We start from the raw sequence: 17,798 nt of genomic DNA, 5'->3' as shown, positions 1-17,798 counted from the left end.
GACGTGTGACCTCTCCGGTCAACCTCCCCCACGCTACTTCTCAGCAAGGAGCGGGCCGAGTGGACAAAGCGTACGTCTTCGAGGGCAGCGAGGCTGGGCACACGGCCTCCGCCGTTTCGGGCGTGGAGGGGGAGTCCCCTGGCGTGGACGTCCCCGCGCTCCTGGGGTGCCGGGAGGAGGGCAGGGCGAGTGCGCGCCTCAGCAGCCCCTCGAGCGGCTCCCACTCGATGAGGAAGCCGTCGTGCCCGTGGGGGCTGGAGAGCTCGGCGTACTCCGCGTGGCGCCCGAGCGCCTGCAGGCGGCTCGTCAGTCGCTCCATGTGCTCGGGGTAGAAGAGCTGGTCGTTGTCGATTCCCACGCACAGGGCGCTCGCCCGGATGCGCGGCACGCCCCAGGTTTCGCGCGTGTCCCCTTCGGGTGCACGCGCGAGATCGTGGTGGTCCATCGCGCCCAGCAGCGCCAGGTACGTCCGCGCGTCGAAGCGCGCCCGGAGCTTCGCCCCCTGGTACTCCAGGTAGCTCTGGATGGGGTACAGCGCCCGGGATGACCAGCCGGAGCCCTGGGTCTGTCCCGGCCGGGGTTGGTTTCTTCCGTGGCGCGATTGCAGGCCAGGCTCCGCTCGGTAGGTGAGCATCGCGAGCTGCCTCGCCAGCTCCAGGCCTCGCACGGGCGCCACGGGGAACTCCGGGTCCAACAGCAGCGCCTGTCTCGCCACGTGGTTCCACCCCACCACCCACGGGCTTGCCTCCTCCGCCGCCGCGATGGGACAGATGCGCTCGAAGCGCTCCGGTGCCAGCACCGCCAGGCACAGGACGATCATTCCTCCTAGCGAGCCCCCCACCACGAGAGAGATGCGCTCGAGGCCCAGGGCGTCCAAGGCCTGCAAGATGGCCCGCGCCTGGTCCCACGGCGTGACGGTGGCCGGCAGCGAGTGCTCGTTCTGCCGCAGGTCTCCCTTGAGCAGCGGCTTGGGTGCACCGAAGCGGCGATCCTCCACTCGCTGGGGGAAGCCCTCGTCCGCCGGGCCCGAGCTCCCGTAACAGGAGCCCAGGTTGTTGAAACAGAGCAACCGCACCCGCTCTGGGTCCAGCGCTCGTCCTGGGCCAATGACCGGCTCCCACCACCCGCCCTCTCCCCCCGCGCGCATGTCTCCCGTCAACGCGTGGACCAGCAGCACCGTGGGCACCGTGGGGTCCGGGCTCGCGGGGCGCTCGCTCCTTGGGGACACGGTGAGTTGGCGCAGCTCCTTCTTCGTGCGGCGCACGACTCGCAGCGCGTTCTTTCGCACCGTCTCCTCGGGGAGGACGTGGCCTCGTGCGCGCAGCCACGGCAGGTCCTTCTCGGGTCCCCACCACCAGCCTCGTGCCACGTGGGACATGACCCGCGCTCCTGCCTCCAGCGGCAGGTCGGGGAGTGAGAGATCGAAGACACTGGGCGATGCGGTCATGGCGGAGTTCCTGTGAGTAGAGATGCGCGGGCGGTGACCCTCACCCCAGCCCTCTCCCAGAGGGAGAGGGGGCATTCACGGGGGCAACCCGGGAGGCGTGGCACCCTCACCCTGTCCCTCTCCCGGAGGGCGAGGGGAGAGTGGGGGAGGAGTGGGAGTTCAGGATCCGGCGAGCGCTTGCTCCAGGTCCGCCTGCAAGTCGTCGAGATGTTCCAGGCCCACCGACAGTCGCACCAGTCCGTCCGATACTCCCGTGCTCTGCCTCTCCGCGGGGGTGAGCTGCTGATGCGTCGTGCTCGCCGGGTGGATGATCAGCGAGCGCGTGTCTCCGATGTTCGCCAGCAGGCTCCACAGCTTCACGCCATCGATGAGCTTCCGTCCCGCCTCCACTCCGCCCCGCACCCCGAACGTCACCAGTCCGCCCGCTCCGTTGCGCAGGTACTTCTTTGCGTTCGCGAAGGACGGATCCTCCTCCAGTCCCGGGTAGCGCACCCACTCCACCTTGGGGTGCCGCCGCAGCCACTTCGCCACCGTCAGCGCGTTCTCCGAGTGTCTCTCCACCCGCAGCTTCAGCGTCTCCAGCCCGAGGATGAAGGCGTGCGCGTTGAACGGGCTCAGCGCCGGCCCGAGGTCTCTCAGGCCCTCCAGCCGCGCCTTGACGATGAAGGCCGCCGGCCCGAGCGCCTCCGTCAGCCGCAGTCCGTGGTAGCCCGGGTTGGGCTCGGTGAACTCGGGGAAGCGGCCGTTGTCCCAGGGGAAGTTGCCGCCGTCCACGATGACGCCGCCAATCGACGTGCCGTGGCCGCCGATGTACTTCGTCGCGCTGTGCACCACGATGTTCGCCCCGTGGCGCAGCGGGTTGAACAGCGCCGGCGATAGCGCCGTGTTGTCCACGATGAGCGGAATCCCCGCCTCGCGCGCGATGGCTCCCAGCACCTCGAAGTCCGGAATGTCCAGCCGCGGGTTGCCCACCGACTCGATGTAGAGCGCCTTCGTCTTCGGGCCGATGGCCGCCTTCACCTCGTCCGGCTTGTTCGCATCCACGAAGCGCGTCTGGATGCCCAGCCGCGGCAGCGTCACCTTGAACAGGTTGTACGTGCCTCCGTAGAGGCTCGTGGCCGAGACGAGCTCGTCACCCGCCTTGAGGATGTTCAGCAGCGCGAGCGTCTCCGCCGCCTGTCCCGACGCCACCGCCAGCGCTCCCACTCCGCCCTCGAGCGCCGCGATGCGCTTCTCGAAGACGTCCGTCGTGGGGTTCATGATGCGCGTGTAGATGTTGCCCGGCTCCTTGAGCGCGAACAGGTCCGCCGCGTGCTGCGCGTTGCGGAAGCGGTAGCTCGTCGTCTGGTAGATGGGCACCGCGCGCGAGCCCGTGGTGGGATCGGGCTCGTAGCCAGCGTGAAGGGCCAGGGTCTCGAAGTGCTTGGACTGCGACGGATTCGTGCTCATGGAGGTGCTCCTCGGGTGGGCTGAAAAAGCCACGAGGGCACCGGAGGCCAGACACGACAAAGCCCACCGACCCTCGCGGGATGGTGGGCTCCGCTCTGCTCGCCACGGGTCGCCGAACGTCGGTCAACCGGCGGCGGGCACAGGCCCACCACTCGGCATCTGCATTCGACGACAGGCGATGGGCGCGAAGGTCATGACGGGCTGCAAGATGGACCTCCTCCGTCATCCTGTCAAGACGTCCGTTAAACAGGATATCCGTCATGACGGACGGAATATGATGGCCGGTGTGTAGCGGCCAGGCGAGCGCGAGGGGGGTTCCAACCCCGCAGGTCGGGTCTTTATTCCGGTTCAAGCATGGACTCGCTCGGAAGCGAGGTGGCAAAATAACGGAGTGAGCCCCCCTGCCTCGCCAGTCCCTCCCCCCGGGACGACCACCGCGTCGGGCCGATTCCTCGCGGTCGCGGTCCCAGCCAAGCCTCTCTGGTTGGTTCCTCCTCGTGTCGTGTTGCAGCGCCGCGCCTCCCGCACGCTGCTGATGCATGCCCTACGGGCCTCCTCGCGCACGCTGCTGCTGCTCGTCGCCGACATCGTGGCCTTCCTCATGGTCCGCACGGCGCTGAACCTCGTGCAGACCAGTCACAAGCTCGAGCCGCTCGATGCCGCCACCCGCTGGGCCGTTCCCCCGCTCGGGTCCGCTGGCGGATGGCAGATGGGCGGAGCCCTCGTGGTGGGCCTGCTGATCGCCGGGGCCTACCACTCGGGAGACGACTGGCGCTCGCTGCGGCGCATCTTCAGCGGCGTGCTGCTCGCGGTGGGCCTGGTGCTCTGGCGAGACCTGTGGCTGCGCGGCATTGCCCCCGTGGTGGTGCACTACCTGACGGCCGTGGCGGGTCTGGGCGCCGGCGTCATGCTGAACCGCTTCCTGCTCGACCGGGTCATCGCCCGGCTCATCCGCATCCCCGCCTTCCACTCTCCCGCCGAGCGCGTGATGCTGGTGGGCTCTCCGGATGACCCCGCCTGCCAGCGGGTGCACAAGCGCCTGGAGCACTTTGGTGTGCTGGAGGTGGTGGGGTGGGTCTCCCCCTCCGTGCCCGAGCTGCCTTCTGACGGGCAGGGCAAGGTGCTCGGCTCCGTGGATGACCTCTGGACCGTGCTGCAGCACAACGCCGTGGACACCGTGGTGCTCTGCGGCCTCGTGGACGACGAGCAGATCAAGCTGCTGATGGAGGCCGTGGTGTCCTCCGGCGTCCGCCTGTTGGCCGTGTCCCGCTATGACCGGCTCGGCTGGGTGCGCCCCTCGCCCATCTCCTACCGCTCGCTCTCCTTCATGGAGCTCACCGTCCCCTCGCTGCGCGCGCAGCAGATGTGGGTCAAGCGGATGGTGGACCTGCTGGGCGCGGGCCTGGGGCTGCTGGCCATCTCCCCGCTGCTCACGCTCATCGCGATCGCCATCAAGCTCGACTCGCGCGGGCCCGTCTTCTTCGCCCAGGAGCGGGTGGGGCAGGGCGGCCGCACCTTCAAGATGATGAAGTTCCGCACCATGCGGGTGGGCGCCGACGCGGAGAAGGCCAAGCTGGCCCACCTCAACACCAGCGGTGACGCGCGCCTGTTCAAGATTCCGAATGACCCTCGCGTCACCCGCGTGGGCGCCGTGCTGCGCAAGTGGAGCCTGGACGAGCTGCCCCAGCTCTTCAACGTGCTGGGCGGGGAGATGTCGCTGGTGGGGCCCAGGCCCTTCTTCGAGTCGGACCTGGCCACCTACCGCGAGCACCACTTCGGCCGGCTGGGCGCCCTGCCGGGCATCACCGGCCTGTGGCAGGTGAGTGGCCGCAGCTCCATCACCGACTTCGAGGAGGTGGTCCGGCTCGACTGCGAGTACATCCACCGCTGGTCGCTCTGGCTGGACCTGGAGATTCTCCTCAGGACGTTGCCGGCCGTGTTTCGGCGCACCGGCGCCTACTGAGCGGCGGCTACGTCCAGGGCCAGTTCGATCATCTCGTCGAACGTGGTCTGCCGCTCTTCGGCGCTGAGCTTCTCGCCGGTGCGCAGGTGGTCCGAGACGGTGAGCAGAGCGAGCGCGCGGGCGTTGAACTCGGCGGCCACGCCGTACAGGCCCGCGACCTCCATCTCCACGGCGAGCATGCCCATGCGCTCGTGGACCTCGTAGTTCTCCCCGCCCGGGGCGTAGAAGAGGTCCGAGGTGAACACGGAGCCGGCGCGCACGGGCTTGCCGCGCTTCTCGGCGGCCTCGACGGCCTGCCGGGCGAGGGCGAAGTCCGCCACGGCGGGGAAGTCCTGGCCCTTGAAGCGCATGCGGTTGACGTTGGAGTCGGTGCCCGCGCCGACCGCGACGATGACCTCGCGCAGCTTCACGTCCTTGCGGAGGGCGCCGCAGCTTCCCACGCGGATGAGCACGCGGGCGCCGTACTGCTGGATGAGCTCGGTGGCGTAGATGGAGATGGAGGGGACTCCCATTCCATGGCCCATGACGGACACCTTGCGGCCGCGGCTCTGGCCGGTGAAGCCGTACATGTTGCGGACCGAGTTGACCTCGCGGGCGTCCTGGAGGAAGCGCTGGGCGATGTAGCGGGCGCGCAGCGGGTCGCCGGGCATGAGCACCACGTCGGCGAAGTCTCCCGGCGCGGCGGAGATATGGGGAGTAGGCATGGCGCGAGAGCATAGCCCCTCCGCCGTCCAGGCGAAGAGGTTATGGCCTTCCGCCGCTTATGAGGCCGCTCACTCGCCGTGTTTCCAGTACAGCGCGTGGAGGGTGTCGTCCCAGGGATGGAAGTCGAAGAGGAATCCGGCGCCTGTCCTCGTGAGTGGGACCCGGATGACGGGAAGATCCATCCGTGTCTCCTGGGCGTAGGGCACCCCGTGGCGCGTCAGCTCTGTTTCGAGCCCGGCCCGGGTCGTAGTGCGCTCCAGGAACCAACCCTCGAAGCGGAGGCTGGTGAAGTCTCCTGCTCCGCGGTCGATCTCCAGGCTGTAGAGGGCATCGTCGATGAAGAGCAGCTGCACGGAGCCATAGAACCAGCAGACCACGCCCTTGGAGACGCGATGCACGCTCTCGGGCATCCCGAGGTGTTCCACCAGGGCTCGCGATGACATTCCCAGGGCGAGGGGGCCCAGCGCATTGCTCCGGAGGGCCTCGATGAAGTCGAGGGTCACCCTTCGGCCCAGGTGGATGTCGCCGAAGGCCTCGGGGGGAATCCGCCAGTGCTCCCAGGCGCTCTGGAGGGCACTGTCCAGGGACGGGAAGGACTCGGGGAGACCTGCGGGGGGACGGCGATGCCGGGGGGCGGCCGTCAGATAGTTCCAGTACTCGGAGAGCTGATAGCTCGGTCCCTCCTCCGCGGAGTCGAAGCGCCGGAGGATCAGGGTGTGTCCCTGTGGCGTCGTCGCGGCCAGTGTCCGTGGCGCTTCTTCGTGCGTGTGCATGTGCTCGCCAGACGGCGAAGGGCCCGGAAACCTGAGGTCTCCCTCGCGGTTCCGAGCCCTTCTTCCTACAACCGGAGCCTCGTGCTTTCGGACCCGGGGCCTACTGCCCCATGTACGGGTAGGGGACGCGGGTGGGCGGGACGAGGTTCTCCTTGATGGTGCGCGGCGACGTCCAGCGCACCAGGTTCAGCATGGAGCCCGCCTTGTCGTTGGTGCCCGAGGCGCGCGAGCCACCGAAGGGCTGCTGGCCCACGACGGCGCCGGTGGGCTTGTCGTTGATGTAGAAGTTGCCCGCCGCGTGCCGCAGCTCACGCATCATCGTGCTGATGGCCTTGCGATCCCTCGCGAACACCGCGCCCGTGAGCGCGTACGTGGCGCTCGAGTCGCACTCGCGCAGCGTCTCCTCGAACTTCGCGTCCGGGTACACGTACAGGCCCACCACCGGCGCGAAGATCTCCTCCTGCATGATGCGGTGGCGCGGGTTGGTGAGCTGCACCAGCGTGGGCTTGATGAACCAGCCCTCGCTCCGGTCCGCCTCGCCGCCGGCCACGATGGTGGCCTCCGAGCCGCTGTTCTTCGCCAGCTCGATGTACGAGGACGTCCGCTTGAAGGACTTCTCGTCGATGACCGCGCCCATGAAGTTGCGGAAGTCGGTGACGTCGCCCATGCGCAGCTCGGCGATCATCTCCTGCACCCGCGTCTTGAGCTTCGGCCACATGGACTCGGGCACGTAGATGCGCGAGGCCGCCGAGCACTTCTGGCCCTGGTACTCGTAGCCGCCGCGGACGATGGCCGTGGCCACCGCGTCCAGGTCATCCGCCGCCGAGGTGTGCACGAAGATGAAGTCCTTGCCGCCCGTCTCGCCCACCAGCCGCGGGTACTGCTTGTAGCGGGAGATGTTCTCGCCCACCGTGCGCCACATGCTCTGGAAGGTGGGCGTGGAGCCGGTGAAGTGGATGCCGCCCAGGTGCGGGCTGGCCATGACAGGGTTGCCCACCGTGGGGCCGTCACCCGGCAGCATGTTGATGACGCCGTCGGGCAGGCCCGCCTCGCGCAGCAGCTCCAGGTTGTACCAGTTGCTGAGGGCCGCCGTGTTCGAGGGCTTGAAGAGCACCACGTTGCCCATGATGGCCGGGGCCACGGCCAGGTTGAGCGCGATGGACGTGAAGTTGAACGGCGCCACCGCGAACACGAAGCCGTCCAGCGGACGGTAGTCCAGCATGTTCCACGTCTGCGCCGGGCTCACCGGCTGCTCGCTCAGGAGCTGCTGCGCGAAGGCCACGTTGTAGCGCAGGAAGTCGATGGCCTCGCACGAGGCGTCGATCTCCGCCTGGTGCGCCGTCTTCGACTGGCCCAGCATGGTGGCGGCATTGAGGATGGGGCGGTACTTCGTGGCCAGCAGCTCCGCGGCGCGCAGGAAGATGGCCGCGCGCTCCACGAAGGGCATCCGCGCCCACTCGTCCTTCACCGACAGCGCGTTCTGGATGGCCTGCTCCACGTGGCTCGCGTCCGCCTCGTGCAGCGTGGCCAGCACGTGCGAGTGCTTGTGCGGCATCCGCACCGTGTCCGTCTTGCTGGACTTGATGCGCTTGCCGCCGATGAGGATCGGAATCTCGATCTGCTCGGAGGCCATGCGCTTGAGGGTCGCCTGCAACTCGGCGCGCTCGGGGCTACCGGGCGCGTGCGAGAGGACGGGCTCGTTCTGCGGCGGGGGAACGCGGACGTTGGCGTTGATCACGCGGAGCTCCTCGGGGGAGAAATTGGGAAAAGGGCGCTGGAGCATAGCCCTTCGTCTCGATGGTTGAATCCTCGGGGTATGTAAAACCCGTACCTGTGAACATCACATCCATCACCCAGACTGAGGCTTCCATGTCAGGCGAACGACCGCTTCCTCGCTTCCAGGCTCGACGGCAGCTCGGGCGTACCGGCTTTCAGGCCACTCGGGTGGGGATGGGTGACCTGGCGGACCGCTCGGTCCCCTTGGCGCAGTGCGTGGCCACGCTGCACCGCGCTATGGACGCCGGGCTCAACGTCATCGACACCGCCCCCGGCTACGAGGACGGCTACAGCGAGCAGATCGTCGGCGAGGCCCTGCGAGGTCGGCGCGAGGGTATGTTCGTCATCGACAAGGTGGACTTCCTGGATCAGCCGGTGACTCCGCAGGTGGAGGAGAGTCTGCGGCGGCTCGGGCTGGAGGCGGTGGACCTCTTCGTCTTCCACAACCTCTCGAAGCTGGACACGTGGGAGCGGCTGGCGGCGCTAGGCGGGGGTCTGGAGGAACTGGAGCGGTGCGTGCGCCAGGGCAAGGCGCGATTTCGGGGCCTCTCCAGCCACCACCCGGACGTGCTGCGCGCCGCGCTCGAGTCCGGCCGCTGTGACGTGGTGATGTTCCCCGTGGGGCCCTTCGTCCACCCGCGCTACGTGGAGGAGATCCTCCCGCTGGCGAAGGCAAAGGGGGTGGGCACGGTGACCTTCAAGACCTTCGGGGCCGGCAAGTTGCTCGGGGACACCGAGGGCTACGGGCGCCCGCTCCAAGCACGTCCGCGCGGCAAGGTGAGCTCCGGTGGGGCCGAGGCGGGGGCGCCCTCGCTGCCGCATCTCGGCGTGGAGGAGTGCGTGCGCTACACGCTCACTCTGGATCCGGATGTGGCTCTGTTGGGGATGAGCTTCCCCAACGAGCAGGACGCCGCGCTTCACGCCGCCGTGGCCTTCGAGCCCCTTTCGGCCGAGCAGATGGCGGAGGTGCGCCGGCGTGCGGTGCAGGCCATCGAGGGCAAGGGCGCCGTGTGGTGGAACCCCTGACACTCAGGCGCATTGCCTGTGTCGCGTCAGCTGACTACGTCCTGGCATTCATCCAGGAGAGTTATGACCGCGCTGACCGTCAGTCGCATCCTGTTCGTGGGTCTTCTGCTCAATGAAGCCATCGTCCTGGCGCGCACGCCGCCAGAGGAGCGCCAGCGCATCATCATGCCGCGTGCGATGCCGCTGCTGCTCCTGCTGCTGGTGGCTCCGTTCTTCTTCGCGCTGGAGCTGCCGGGTGGGTGGGGCTGGTTCGTGGTGGCCGTGCAGGCCATGGGGCTGGGGATGGAGCTCGCGGGGGAGATTCAGCTCGCGCGCGCTCGCTCGTTCTCGGTGTCGGCCAACCTGCCGGCACAGCCTCAGACCACGGGGCTCTATCGCGGCCTGGAGAATCCCATCTACGTGGGAATCCTGCTGCAGGTGACCGCCTGGTCCTTGTGGATGCCGCTGGCCTTCGTCGCGGTTGCCCTACAGCTCGAGTCCTTCCGGCGGATGGTGCGCGAGGAGCGCAAATACCTGGCGCAGCTGGGCGTTGCCCACCGGGGTGCGGACAGCTTCTTGTGGAATTGAGGTCCGGCGCTTCCGCCGGGGCGATCAGCTCTGGGCCGCGGCAGCCGCGAGCGGGCGCGGCTGGAGCAGCTCATTCAGCCGCGCGATGAGGACGGCGGGCTGGACCGGCTTGATGAGGTAGGCGTCGCCGGCCTCGGGCATGCCCAGGCGGGGGGCGTGGCCGCTGATGAAGAGGAAGGGCACGTTCTGGAGCGGAGGCTCGGCGCGCACCCGGCGGCACAGCTCATACCCGTCCATGCCGTCCATGTTCACGTCCGACACGATGATGTCGGGCGGGTTCTGACGCACCTGATCGAGTGCGGACATCCCGTTCTCGGCGAGCGAGCAGTCGAAGTCCGGAGCGAGCAACAGCCGCAGCGTCTGGCGCATGGACCACGAGTCATCCACGATCAGGACTCTGGGCTTCACGGGGCTCTCCACCTTTAAGGGTCTGCTTCCGCATTCCGATTTCACCGGGGGTATTCGCGGGCCCATAACCCCCGTCGCGGAGGTGTTCAGTTTCGCTCGAATAGTGAGGATTAGGAAGAGGGACGGATCGTCTTTTCCGAGTGGGGCGGGGTGAATCTGCTCCGAGGTCCGCTGGCTCCTACCTTTAGGGGGACGTGGTGCAGCGCGGCCCTTCAGGAGGAGTCCCATGTCGGTGGTGTCCCTGGACAGCAAGAGCTTTGGGCCGACGTTGGGGCGGCCCGGCATCCTACTCATCGAATGGTGGGCGAAGTGGTGCTCGCCCTGCCGAGCTTTTGGCTCTGTCTTCGAGGGGATGGCCGAGCGGTATCCGGACATCACCTTCGCCCGGGTGGAGGTGAACGGGCAGCCGGAGCTGGTGGAGGTGATGGGCGTGCAGGTGCTGCCCTCACTGATGGTGTTCCGTGACGGCTTCCTGCTGCTCAACCACGTGGGGGCGCTGCCGGAGCCGATGTTGGAGGATGTCATCCAGCAGGCGCGCGCGCTGGACATGGGCGAGGTGCGGCACAAGCTGGCGGAATACCAGGCCAGCAAGGCGCGGGTCCGGGTGGGGCTCCACGGGGCGTGAGCCGGCGAGCCCTCTTGGGGAAAGAGACTACTGGCCAGCGCCTCCGCTGCCGCCGACGCCTTGCTCAGCTCCGGGCCGGGCCAGCTCCGCAACGAGCGTGTCCAGCACGGGCGCCATGTCAGCGGTGGGCGTTGCGATGCTGCACGCCGCGCCTCCATGCACCAGGCCCACCACCTGGAGCTGCCGGTCCACCACCGGCGCGCCGGAGTCTCCCTTCTCACCGTCCAGGCTGGTGAAGAGCGCCTGGGGCACACCTGGCAGCGAGGGGCAGCGTCCGAGCCGTTTCAGCTCCACCTCCTGCGGCTCGTTTGGGCGGTCGGTGCGGCCGAAGAAGAGGAGCCCCTCTCCGGGAATGGGCAGGGTGGTGGCCACGTGCAGCGGGCGCACCGGGGCCGCCTCGTCGAAGCGGATGACGGCCAGGTCCCGCATGCTGTCCACCACCTTCACGACGCCGCTAAGCATCCGCCCGCTGCGCAGCACCACGGGCTGGCGCTCTCCTGGAGGGACGTCGATGCAGTGCGCGGCGGTGAGGGCATGGTGCCCGTCCTCGACAATCACGCCCGCGCAATGCCCGGGGAAGAGCGTCACCGTGGCATCCCGCAGGGTGAGGAAGGCCTGCTGCGTGTCCTCTGGCTCCTCCTGCTTCTTCGACGAGCCGCACGCCACCAGCCCCGCCACCACCAGCACCCCGGCCAGCCTCGAGAGTCTCCTCGCTCGCATCCCCGTCCTCCCGCGGCGCAGCCGTTGCCCCGCTGGCAGAGACGATGTGCACGGCCGGACAGTGGGTATTCCCGCAGGTCCGCTCAGCTGGCGTGCGGCCGGGCAGTTGCCGCGCTAGGGTGCGCGCCCCATGTCGCCGGGAGCTCCACCATGAACCCCCTCGCCGAGCTGCTCCTCGTGCTCGTCGTGTTGGGCATGGCCGTGAAGCTGCTGCTCCTCAATTTCTGGCGTGCCGTCCTCTTCCTCTCCCCTGGCAGCGTCCGTCTCCGGCCTGAGACGGACGCCGAGCGGATGCAGCTCCCACCGGAGCTCGCTCCACTGGCGGGCCAGCTCCAGGCCCTGGGCTTCATGCCGCTGGGTTGTCATGTGGAGAAGCCCCGCTTTCAGAAGGGGACCGCCTCCTACGATTTCGCACACCCTGGCGAGCACACCTTCGCCACCCTTCATTTCTCGCCTCAGGGTGAGCCTCGCGTCTATCTCCTCACCCCGCTCGCTCCCGAGGGGTTCGTGCTCACCGCCGATTACAAGCGGCCGGGTTTCGAGGTCCCCGGCCGTTATCGCTCTGGGGGATTTCCGGGGGTTCCTCCCGAGCGCCTGCTTCAGGCTCACCGGATGCGACTCCAGGGGCTCAAACCTTTGGAAGATTTCACCTGGGCAGAGCGGTTGCGGTCGGGGCAGGCATGGTACCGGGGGCTCGGCCAAAGGGAGATTCGCCGACAGAACCTCCAAGGAGTGTTGTGGACGGTCGTGGCCCTTGCCATCGTCGCCGGTCTCTTCCTGGGGAGCGAGCGCCCGGTCTGATGCACCTGGGGCGTGCACGGCACTCGTTTGGAGAGTAGGAAGAACGAATCTTTTCAGCCCGTCTGGAGTCGTCCCGCGATGAAGAGCGTGTCCAAGAGCGAAGAAATCTACTTCCTGTCCGGTAAGCGTACGGCCTTCGGTACGTACGGCGGCTCGCTAAAGGAGCTGAGCGCCACCGATCTGGCCGTGGAGTCGGCCCGGGCCGCGCTCGAGCAGGCGAAGGTGTCGCCTGAGTCCATCCAGCACGTTGTCTACGGCAACGTGGTCCAGACGAGCGCGGATGCCATCTACCTGCCGCGGCACGTGGGGCTGCGCACCGGAGTGCCGGTGCCGGTGCCGGCGCTGGGTGTCAACCGGCTGTGTGGCTCGGGCTTCCAGGCCTTCGTCACCGCCGCGGAGATGATGCTCACCGAGCAGGCCGACTGCGTGCTGGCCGGTGGCACCGAGTCCATGAGCCAGGCGCCCCACGTCATCCGCGGCGCTCGCTGGGGCATTCCGCTGGGCAAGGGCGGCATGGAGGACATGCTCTGGACGGCGCTCACGGACAGCTACACCGGGCAGCCCATGGCGATGACCGCCGAGCAGCTCGCGATGGACTACTCCCTGTCCCAGGACGCCGTGGACGAGTACGCCGTGCTCACGCAGAAGCGCTTCGCCGCCGCCCAGGAGTCGGGCCGCCTGGCGGAGGAGATCTGCCCCGTCACCCTGAAGAGCAAGAAGGGTGAGACGCAGTTCGCCAAGGACGAGCACAACCGGCCGGACACCACGGTGGAGGGTCTGAAGAAGCTGCCCAAGGTCTTCAAGAAGGACGGCGTGGTGCACGCGGGCGCGGCCAGCGGCATCAGCGACGGCGCGGGCTCCATGGTGATGGCCACCCGGAGCTACGTGGAGAAGCACGGCCTCAAGCCCATCGCCCGGCTGGTCAACTGGGGCATCTCCGGGTGCGACCCGAAGGTGATGGGCATCGGCCCGGCCCCGGCCATCCGCCGGCTGCTCGAGCGCGCCCAGTGCAAGCTGTCCGACGTGGACCTCTTCGAGGTGAACGAGGCCTTCGCTCCGCAGTACCTCGCGGTGGAGAAGGAGCTGGGCCTGCCGCGCGAGCGGACGAACGTCAACGGCGGCGCCATCGCCGTGGGCCACCCGCTGGGCGCCTCGGGCGCGCGCATCACCATGACGCTCGCCTATGAGCTCAAGCGCCGGGGTGCCCGCTACGGCATCGGCTCGGCGTGCATCGGCGGCGGCCAGGGCATCGCGCTGCTGATCGAGGCGCTCTGAACCTCGCGGTCTCCCAGATGAATCCAACGGAACCTATGACGATGAGCAACGAGCTGGATGCGAAGGCGGCCCGCGAGCGGGCCAAGGCGATCGCCGAGCAGCGACGCGCCGAGCGCCGCAACCGCAAACGCAAGTGCGTGGTGTGTGGCGTGGAGGAGAGCGACAAGACGCCGCTGGGGGCTCACCCGGATGGCATTGGGCCCTCGTGCAAGGACGAGCTGTCCTGCCAGGCGCGCCGCGCCGCGGCCTCCCGGTAGCCGAGCCTGGAGGGCAGCTGCCCCACGTCTCGGGCTGGCTGCCCCTCCTGCGGGGTAGGGTGGGGTGTCGTGCACCGAGCAGGAAAAGGGCCGGAATTTCGGGCCGTTTCCTTGATGGCCGTCAAGACTCGCGGTAAACCTGCGGAATCTCTTCGGCTACACGAGGGTCGGGAATGGCCGTCATCAACTTCACGGGAGTCAAGGTGTTCTCCACGACGCTCGCGCGCGATCGCGAGAACATGGGAGAGAACATCACCAAGTGGCTCAAGGAGAACTCGAACCTGGACGTGGTGGACAAGATCGTTACGCAGTCCTCCGACAAGGAGTTCCACTGCCTGACCATCACCTTGTTCTACCGTCCGAAGGCTTGAGCGGGACGTCCTGCCGGTGACGGCGGAGACCCCGGGGCGCTCTTCCCAGTGATGGGGGCGAGCGCCCTTCGCTTTGGTACGCCCGGAAGTGGACGGAAACGGTTGCGAAGCGGGCGGTGTTCCACCACCTTTGGACGACTCTCGGGTGTCCCGAGTGAGGAGGGTTGGATGCGACCGATGCGTAGCTATGGCGGCGGCGGATTCGGCTTCGCCGGCATGGAATCCATGGCGGCCAAGCTGGCGATCGGGCTCGTGGTGGGCTCGGTGCTGTTCGCGCTGCTCCAAGGGGTGGGCAGCCTGCTGTTGCTCGTCCCCAACCAGGTCTTCTACGGGTTCAGGCTCTGGCAGCCTGTCACCTACGCCTTTATCGAGAATGATCCGGTCGGCATCATCTTCAGCGCCATCATCATCTGGTCCACCGGTGGGGCCCTGGAGTCCTTCTGGGGCTCGAAGCGCCTGCTCCAGGTGGCTGTTGGCGGCACGGTGCTGGCGGGATTCCTGACAGCCGTGCTCGGCCTCTTCCTCCCCCTGGGGGTGTATGCGGGCGGCAACGTGATGGCCACCATCATCTGGGTGGCGCTCGGCCTCTCCATCGGCCGGGGCCAGACGAACTTCTGGGGAATGCCCGTCTCTGGCAATGTCCTCGCCGGCATCGGCGCGGGCTTCATCCTCCTCAGCACGCTCTTCTACGGCTTTGCGAGTCGCCTGCCCGCGTTGATCTCCCTGGTTCTCATCTTCGCCTACGTGCGCGGCGGGAGTCCTCGGAACCTGTGGCTGCGCTTCCAGCACTGGCGGCTCCAACGGCAGCTGCGCGGGCGCTCGCGGCACCTGCGCGTCATCTCTGAAGATCGCCCGGATGACCGGTTTCTGAACTGATTCCGAGTGGGGCTCCCGGGGGGCAACCCGGGGGCCGAGATACCCTCACCCCGTCCCTCTCCCGAGGGGAGAGGGGTGCTTGCTCAGTTGGGGGGAGGGGGCTCAGTTGGGGGCCTCGGGTTCTCCGTACTGCTTGAGCTTGCGGTAGAGCGTGGCTACCCCGATGTCGAGCTGCTCCGCCGTACGCGCCCGGTTTCCTCCGTTCCGCGCCAGCACCGCCAGGATGTACTCGCGCTCCATCGCCTCCAGCGTCCGCGGCGACTCTCCCGGCACCAGGCTCGGCGGCGCTGCCCGCACCTCCTCCGGGAGATCGTCCTTCTCCACCCGGTTGCCCTCACTCAACGCCACCGCGCGCTCAATGGCGTTGCCCAGCTCGCGCACGTTGCCCGGCCACCCGTAGCGCAGCAGCTGGTCCGCTGCCTCCGGTGACAGTCCCGACACCCGCCGCCCCAGCCGCTCCGTCGCCTCTGCCAGCAGCATCCGCGCGAGCGGCAGGATGTCGTCGCGCCGCTCCCGCAGTGGCGGCACCTTCAATTCAATCACCCGCAGGCGGTAGTAGAGGTCCTGCCGGAAGCGGCCCGCCACCACTTCCGCCGCCAGGTTGCGGTTGGTGGCCGCCACCACCCGCACGTCCACCTTGCGGCTCTGGTTCTCTCCCACGCGCCGCACTTCCTTCTCCTGCAGCGCTCGCAGCAGCTTGGCCTGCATCGACGCCGGCACCTCGCCCACCTCGTCCAGGAAGAGCGTGCCCCCATGTGCCGCCTCGAAGAGGCCCGGCCTGTCATGCGTGGCTCCCGTGAAGGACCCTCGCGCGTGGCCGAACAGCTCGCTCTCCAGCAGGCTCTCTGTCACCGCCGCGCAGTTCACCGCCACGAAGGCTTTGTGTGCCCGCCCCGACTCCTCGTGGATGAGTCGCGCCACCCGCTCCTTGCCGACGCCACTCTCGCCGGTAATGAGCACCGTCGAGTCCACCTTCGCCGCCCGCTTCGCCAGGCTCAGCACCTGCTTCATCTCCTCGGTGCGCGCCACCATGCCCGCTGGGTCCTCCGGCACTCCCGACACCCGCGCCAGCGACTGGCGCTTCGCCCTCAGCTTGCGCTCGGCCTGCTTCAGCGCATCCGTCACCTGCGCCAGCGCCCCCTCCATGCACTGCGTCTCGTAGAAGCGCAGCGCCTCGCGGCACTCGGGGCTCCACTCCTCCTCCGGCTTCCCCATGATCTGGCAGACCGGGTCTCCCTTGCCCACGCAGCGCGTCTCGATGCAGTACACCGGCTTGCCGTTGCAGTAGCTCATGTAGCCACTGGCGAAGCCCGTCAGCGCCCAGCACACGGGCTCCTCCGCTTTGCCCAGGTGCAGCAGGTGCTGCTCCGCCTCGTATGAGTGGTGCCACATCGCCTCGGCGAAGGGCTCCGGGCCGTCCTCCGCGCGGCGCTCCACCGGCTCCAACACCACCTGTCCCTGCAGCGTGTGCAGCCGCCCGCCCGCCCGGCGCCACTGAGACTCGTCCTCCCACGGGAAGGCGCTCTTCATCGTCTCCGCCGTCCGCCAGCCGTGCGCGAAGCCCAGCCGCGTGAGGATGCCCCTCGCCGCCGTCATCCCCACCGTCCCGATGAGCTCCTTGCGCAGCAGCCCCAGCGCCACCGGGTCCAACAGCAGCACCCGCTGGCCCGCGAAGTGGATGAGCCCCCCGTTTGGATCAAACGTCAGCAGCTCGCTCAGGTTCAGCTCCAGTTTCGGCGCCACGGCTCCTCCCTCTCAGGATGATGGGATTGTCTATCGTTTTGAGAGCCGTGACGCGAGCTGAAGTAGAGGAGATAAGGAATTTCAATGGGTTGGAGCGTTGGGTTTCCTGGCCCGAGGGTTGCTATGGAGTCACCACGAGAAGAGTTCGGAGCTGAATCGGCGCGAGGACCCCGGCACTTGGAACCTCGCGGCATGTCAGTTCACCGGAGTAGCTTCCGCTCCTCGCTTTTGTCCCCGCGCGGCCTGACGCCGCGTGGCTGAAACCCCGCTGTACGCAGTTCACTGGAGAGAAACACATGAAGCTGTCCTTCAAGCCCGTCGTTGCCGCCCTCGTGCTCGCTTCCCCGTCGATGGCCTTCGCCGCCGAGTTCGCGATCGACTCGGCCCACTCGGCCGCGCAGTTCTCCGTGAAGCACATGATGGTGTCCAACGTGCGCGGCGCCTTCTCCAAGGTGACTGGCTCGGCCAACATCGACGAGAAGGACATCACCAAGTCCACCGTGGAGGCGACCATCGACGCCACCACCATCAACACCAACGAGCCCAAGCGCGACGAGCACCTGCGCAGCGCGGACTTCTTCGACACCGCGAAGTTCCCCACCATCATCTTCAAGTCGAGCAAGGTGGAGAAGGCCGGTCAGAACCTGAAGGTGACGGGTGACCTCACCATGCACGGCGTGACCAAGCCGGTGACGCTGGACGTGGAGGGCTTCACCACGGAGGCGAAGGATCCCTGGGGCAACATCAAGCGCGGCGGCACGGCCACCACGAAGATCAACCGCAAGGACTTCGGTCTGGGCTGGAACAGCGTGCTGGAGACCGGCGGCGTGGCGGTGGGCGAGGAGGTCACCATCACGCTGGACCTCGAGCTGAACAAGAAGGCCCCCGCGGCTCCGGCGGCCCCCGCGGCCAAGCCGGCTGCTGGCAAGAAGTAGTCAGCTGAGCAGGGCGTGAGTCCGGAGGGGCCTCGGTGACGAGGCCCCTCTTTTATTTTGGTGGGAACCGCCGGTGCGTGA

Annotated in this window: 18 protein-coding genes; 10 read left to right on the top strand and 8 right to left on the bottom strand. The window is 68.0% G+C overall.

Annotated elements, in window-relative coordinates; translation table 11 throughout:
- Positions 1 to 40: 40 nt before the first annotated feature.
- The gene (locus OV287_RS43550) at positions 41 to 1,447 is read right to left on the bottom strand and encodes a homoserine O-acetyltransferase family protein (RefSeq protein WP_267539955.1); all 1,407 of its coding nucleotides are present in this window, start codon (positions 1,445 to 1,447) and stop codon (positions 41 to 43) included.
- A gap of 159 nt (positions 1,448 to 1,606) precedes the next feature.
- Positions 1,607 to 2,896 carry an O-acetylhomoserine aminocarboxypropyltransferase/cysteine synthase family protein gene (locus tag OV287_RS43545; protein WP_267539954.1) on the bottom strand — a complete coding sequence of 430 codons (1,290 nt, stop codon included), beginning with the start codon at positions 2,894 to 2,896 and terminating at the stop codon, positions 1,607 to 1,609.
- A gap of 502 nt (positions 2,897 to 3,398) precedes the next feature.
- Between OV287_RS43545 and OV287_RS43540 the strand changes: the two genes are divergently transcribed.
- Positions 3,399 to 4,859, top strand: coding sequence for a sugar transferase (locus OV287_RS43540; protein WP_267539953.1), 1,461 nt, complete (start codon positions 3,399 to 3,401; stop codon positions 4,857 to 4,859).
- On the opposite strand, the gene deoD is transcribed toward OV287_RS43540, so the two are convergent.
- The 3 genes from deoD to pruA all read right to left on the bottom strand — a co-directional run bounded on the left by deoD (position 4,853) and on the right by pruA (position 8,075).
- Positions 4,853 to 5,563, bottom strand: a complete 711-nt coding sequence (deoD, locus tag OV287_RS43535) for a purine-nucleoside phosphorylase (RefSeq protein WP_267539952.1) — start codon at positions 5,561 to 5,563, stop codon at positions 4,853 to 4,855. The two genes, OV287_RS43540 and deoD, sit on opposite strands and share 7 nt — an antisense overlap.
- Before the next feature lie 69 nt (positions 5,564 to 5,632).
- A complete protein-coding gene (locus OV287_RS43530; protein ID WP_267539951.1) occupies positions 5,633 to 6,337 on the bottom strand; it encodes a hypothetical protein in 705 nt (234 codons plus the stop codon).
- 100 nt (positions 6,338 to 6,437) lie between these two features.
- Positions 6,438 to 8,075, bottom strand: a complete 1,638-nt coding sequence (pruA, locus tag OV287_RS43525) for an L-glutamate gamma-semialdehyde dehydrogenase (protein ID WP_267539950.1) — start codon at positions 8,073 to 8,075, stop codon at positions 6,438 to 6,440.
- A gap of 131 nt (positions 8,076 to 8,206) precedes the next feature.
- On the opposite strand from pruA, the gene OV287_RS43520 reads away from it, so the two are divergent.
- Both OV287_RS43520 and OV287_RS43515 read left to right on the top strand, forming a co-directional pair.
- A complete protein-coding gene (locus OV287_RS43520; RefSeq protein WP_267539949.1) occupies positions 8,207 to 9,139 on the top strand; it encodes an aldo/keto reductase in 933 nt (310 codons plus the stop codon).
- A 63-nt stretch (positions 9,140 to 9,202) separates the two neighbouring features.
- Positions 9,203 to 9,706 carry a methyltransferase gene (locus OV287_RS43515; protein ID WP_267539948.1) on the top strand — a complete coding sequence of 168 codons (504 nt, stop codon included), beginning with the start codon at positions 9,203 to 9,205 and terminating at the stop codon, positions 9,704 to 9,706.
- Between the two features lie 24 nt (positions 9,707 to 9,730).
- Here OV287_RS43515 and OV287_RS43510 read toward each other — a convergent pair whose 3' ends face one another.
- Positions 9,731 to 10,114 (bottom strand): response regulator, encoded by a 384-nt coding sequence (locus tag OV287_RS43510; RefSeq protein WP_267539947.1) that lies wholly within the window; start codon positions 10,112 to 10,114, stop codon positions 9,731 to 9,733.
- 226 nt (positions 10,115 to 10,340) lie between these two features.
- On the opposite strand from OV287_RS43510, the gene OV287_RS43505 reads away from it, so the two are divergent.
- Positions 10,341 to 10,739, top strand: a complete 399-nt coding sequence (locus tag OV287_RS43505) for a thioredoxin family protein (RefSeq protein ID WP_267539946.1) — start codon at positions 10,341 to 10,343, stop codon at positions 10,737 to 10,739.
- 27 nt (positions 10,740 to 10,766) lie between these two features.
- On the opposite strand, the gene OV287_RS43500 is transcribed toward OV287_RS43505, so the two are convergent.
- The gene (locus OV287_RS43500; protein WP_267539945.1) at positions 10,767 to 11,459 is read right to left on the bottom strand and encodes a S1 family peptidase; all 693 of its coding nucleotides are present in this window, start codon (positions 11,457 to 11,459) and stop codon (positions 10,767 to 10,769) included.
- Between the two features lie 150 nt (positions 11,460 to 11,609).
- On the opposite strand from OV287_RS43500, the gene OV287_RS43495 reads away from it, so the two are divergent.
- The 5 genes from OV287_RS43495 (at position 11,610) to OV287_RS43475 (ending at position 15,039) form a co-directional block, all read left to right on the top strand.
- Positions 11,610 to 12,260: a hypothetical protein gene (locus OV287_RS43495; protein ID WP_267539944.1), complete on the top strand. Its 651-nt coding sequence runs from the start codon at positions 11,610 to 11,612 to the stop codon at positions 12,258 to 12,260.
- Positions 12,261 to 12,338: 78 nt separating this feature from the next.
- Complete coding sequence (locus tag OV287_RS43490; RefSeq protein ID WP_267539943.1) at positions 12,339 to 13,535, top strand: acetyl-CoA C-acetyltransferase; 1,197 nt, start codon at positions 12,339 to 12,341, stop codon at positions 13,533 to 13,535.
- Positions 13,536 to 13,576: 41 nt separating this feature from the next.
- A complete protein-coding gene (locus OV287_RS43485) occupies positions 13,577 to 13,792 on the top strand; it encodes a hypothetical protein (RefSeq protein WP_267539942.1) in 216 nt (71 codons plus the stop codon).
- Positions 13,793 to 13,965: 173 nt separating this feature from the next.
- The gene (locus OV287_RS43480; RefSeq protein WP_267539941.1) at positions 13,966 to 14,163 is read left to right on the top strand and encodes a hypothetical protein; all 198 of its coding nucleotides are present in this window, start codon (positions 13,966 to 13,968) and stop codon (positions 14,161 to 14,163) included.
- 168 nt (positions 14,164 to 14,331) lie between these two features.
- Positions 14,332 to 15,039, top strand: a complete 708-nt coding sequence (locus tag OV287_RS43475) for a DUF1751 domain-containing protein (protein WP_267539940.1) — start codon at positions 14,332 to 14,334, stop codon at positions 15,037 to 15,039.
- Positions 15,040 to 15,141: 102 nt separating this feature from the next.
- On the opposite strand, the gene OV287_RS43470 is transcribed toward OV287_RS43475, so the two are convergent.
- Positions 15,142 to 16,782: a sigma-54-dependent Fis family transcriptional regulator gene (locus OV287_RS43470; RefSeq protein WP_267539939.1), complete on the bottom strand. Its 1,641-nt coding sequence runs from the start codon at positions 16,780 to 16,782 to the stop codon at positions 15,142 to 15,144.
- Positions 16,783 to 17,078: 296 nt separating this feature from the next.
- Between OV287_RS43470 and OV287_RS43465 the strand changes: the two genes are divergently transcribed.
- Positions 17,079 to 17,717: a YceI family protein gene (locus OV287_RS43465; RefSeq protein WP_267539938.1), complete on the top strand. Its 639-nt coding sequence runs from the start codon at positions 17,079 to 17,081 to the stop codon at positions 17,715 to 17,717.
- The last annotated feature ends 81 nt before the right edge of the window (positions 17,718 to 17,798 follow it).

This window comes from Archangium lansingense (assembly GCF_026626635.1).
Lineage (GTDB): Bacteria > Myxococcota > Myxococcia > Myxococcales > Myxococcaceae > Archangium > Archangium lansingense.
The sequence above is the reverse complement of the archived record's forward strand: the minus strand, read 5'-3'. Positions and strand labels throughout refer to the sequence as shown.

Coding starts and splice junctions, on each gene's coding strand:
- OV287_RS43480 (WP_267539941.1), top strand. CDS start 13,966: ATGGCCGTCATCAACTTCACGGGAGTCAAGGTGTTCTCCACGACGCTC.
- OV287_RS43465 (WP_267539938.1), top strand. CDS start 17,079: ATGAAGCTGTCCTTCAAGCCCGTCGTTGCCGCCCTCGTGCTCGCTTCC.
- OV287_RS43550 (WP_267539955.1), bottom strand. CDS start 1,447: ATGACCGCATCGCCCAGTGTCTTCGATCTCTCACTCCCCGACCTGCCG.
- OV287_RS43520 (WP_267539949.1), top strand. CDS start 8,207: ATGTCAGGCGAACGACCGCTTCCTCGCTTCCAGGCTCGACGGCAGCTC.
- OV287_RS43485 (WP_267539942.1), top strand. CDS start 13,577: ATGAGCAACGAGCTGGATGCGAAGGCGGCCCGCGAGCGGGCCAAGGCG.
- OV287_RS43530 (WP_267539951.1), bottom strand. CDS start 6,337: ATGCACACGCACGAAGAAGCGCCACGGACACTGGCCGCGACGACGCCA.
- OV287_RS43475 (WP_267539940.1), top strand. CDS start 14,332: ATGCGACCGATGCGTAGCTATGGCGGCGGCGGATTCGGCTTCGCCGGC.
- OV287_RS43545 (WP_267539954.1), bottom strand. CDS start 2,896: ATGAGCACGAATCCGTCGCAGTCCAAGCACTTCGAGACCCTGGCCCTT.
- OV287_RS43495 (WP_267539944.1), top strand. CDS start 11,610: ATGAACCCCCTCGCCGAGCTGCTCCTCGTGCTCGTCGTGTTGGGCATG.
- OV287_RS43515 (WP_267539948.1), top strand. CDS start 9,203: ATGACCGCGCTGACCGTCAGTCGCATCCTGTTCGTGGGTCTTCTGCTC.
- OV287_RS43500 (WP_267539945.1), bottom strand. CDS start 11,459: ATGCGAGCGAGGAGACTCTCGAGGCTGGCCGGGGTGCTGGTGGTGGCG.
- OV287_RS43505 (WP_267539946.1), top strand. CDS start 10,341: ATGTCGGTGGTGTCCCTGGACAGCAAGAGCTTTGGGCCGACGTTGGGG.
- deoD (WP_267539952.1), bottom strand. CDS start 5,563: ATGCCTACTCCCCATATCTCCGCCGCGCCGGGAGACTTCGCCGACGTG.
- OV287_RS43490 (WP_267539943.1), top strand. CDS start 12,339: ATGAAGAGCGTGTCCAAGAGCGAAGAAATCTACTTCCTGTCCGGTAAG.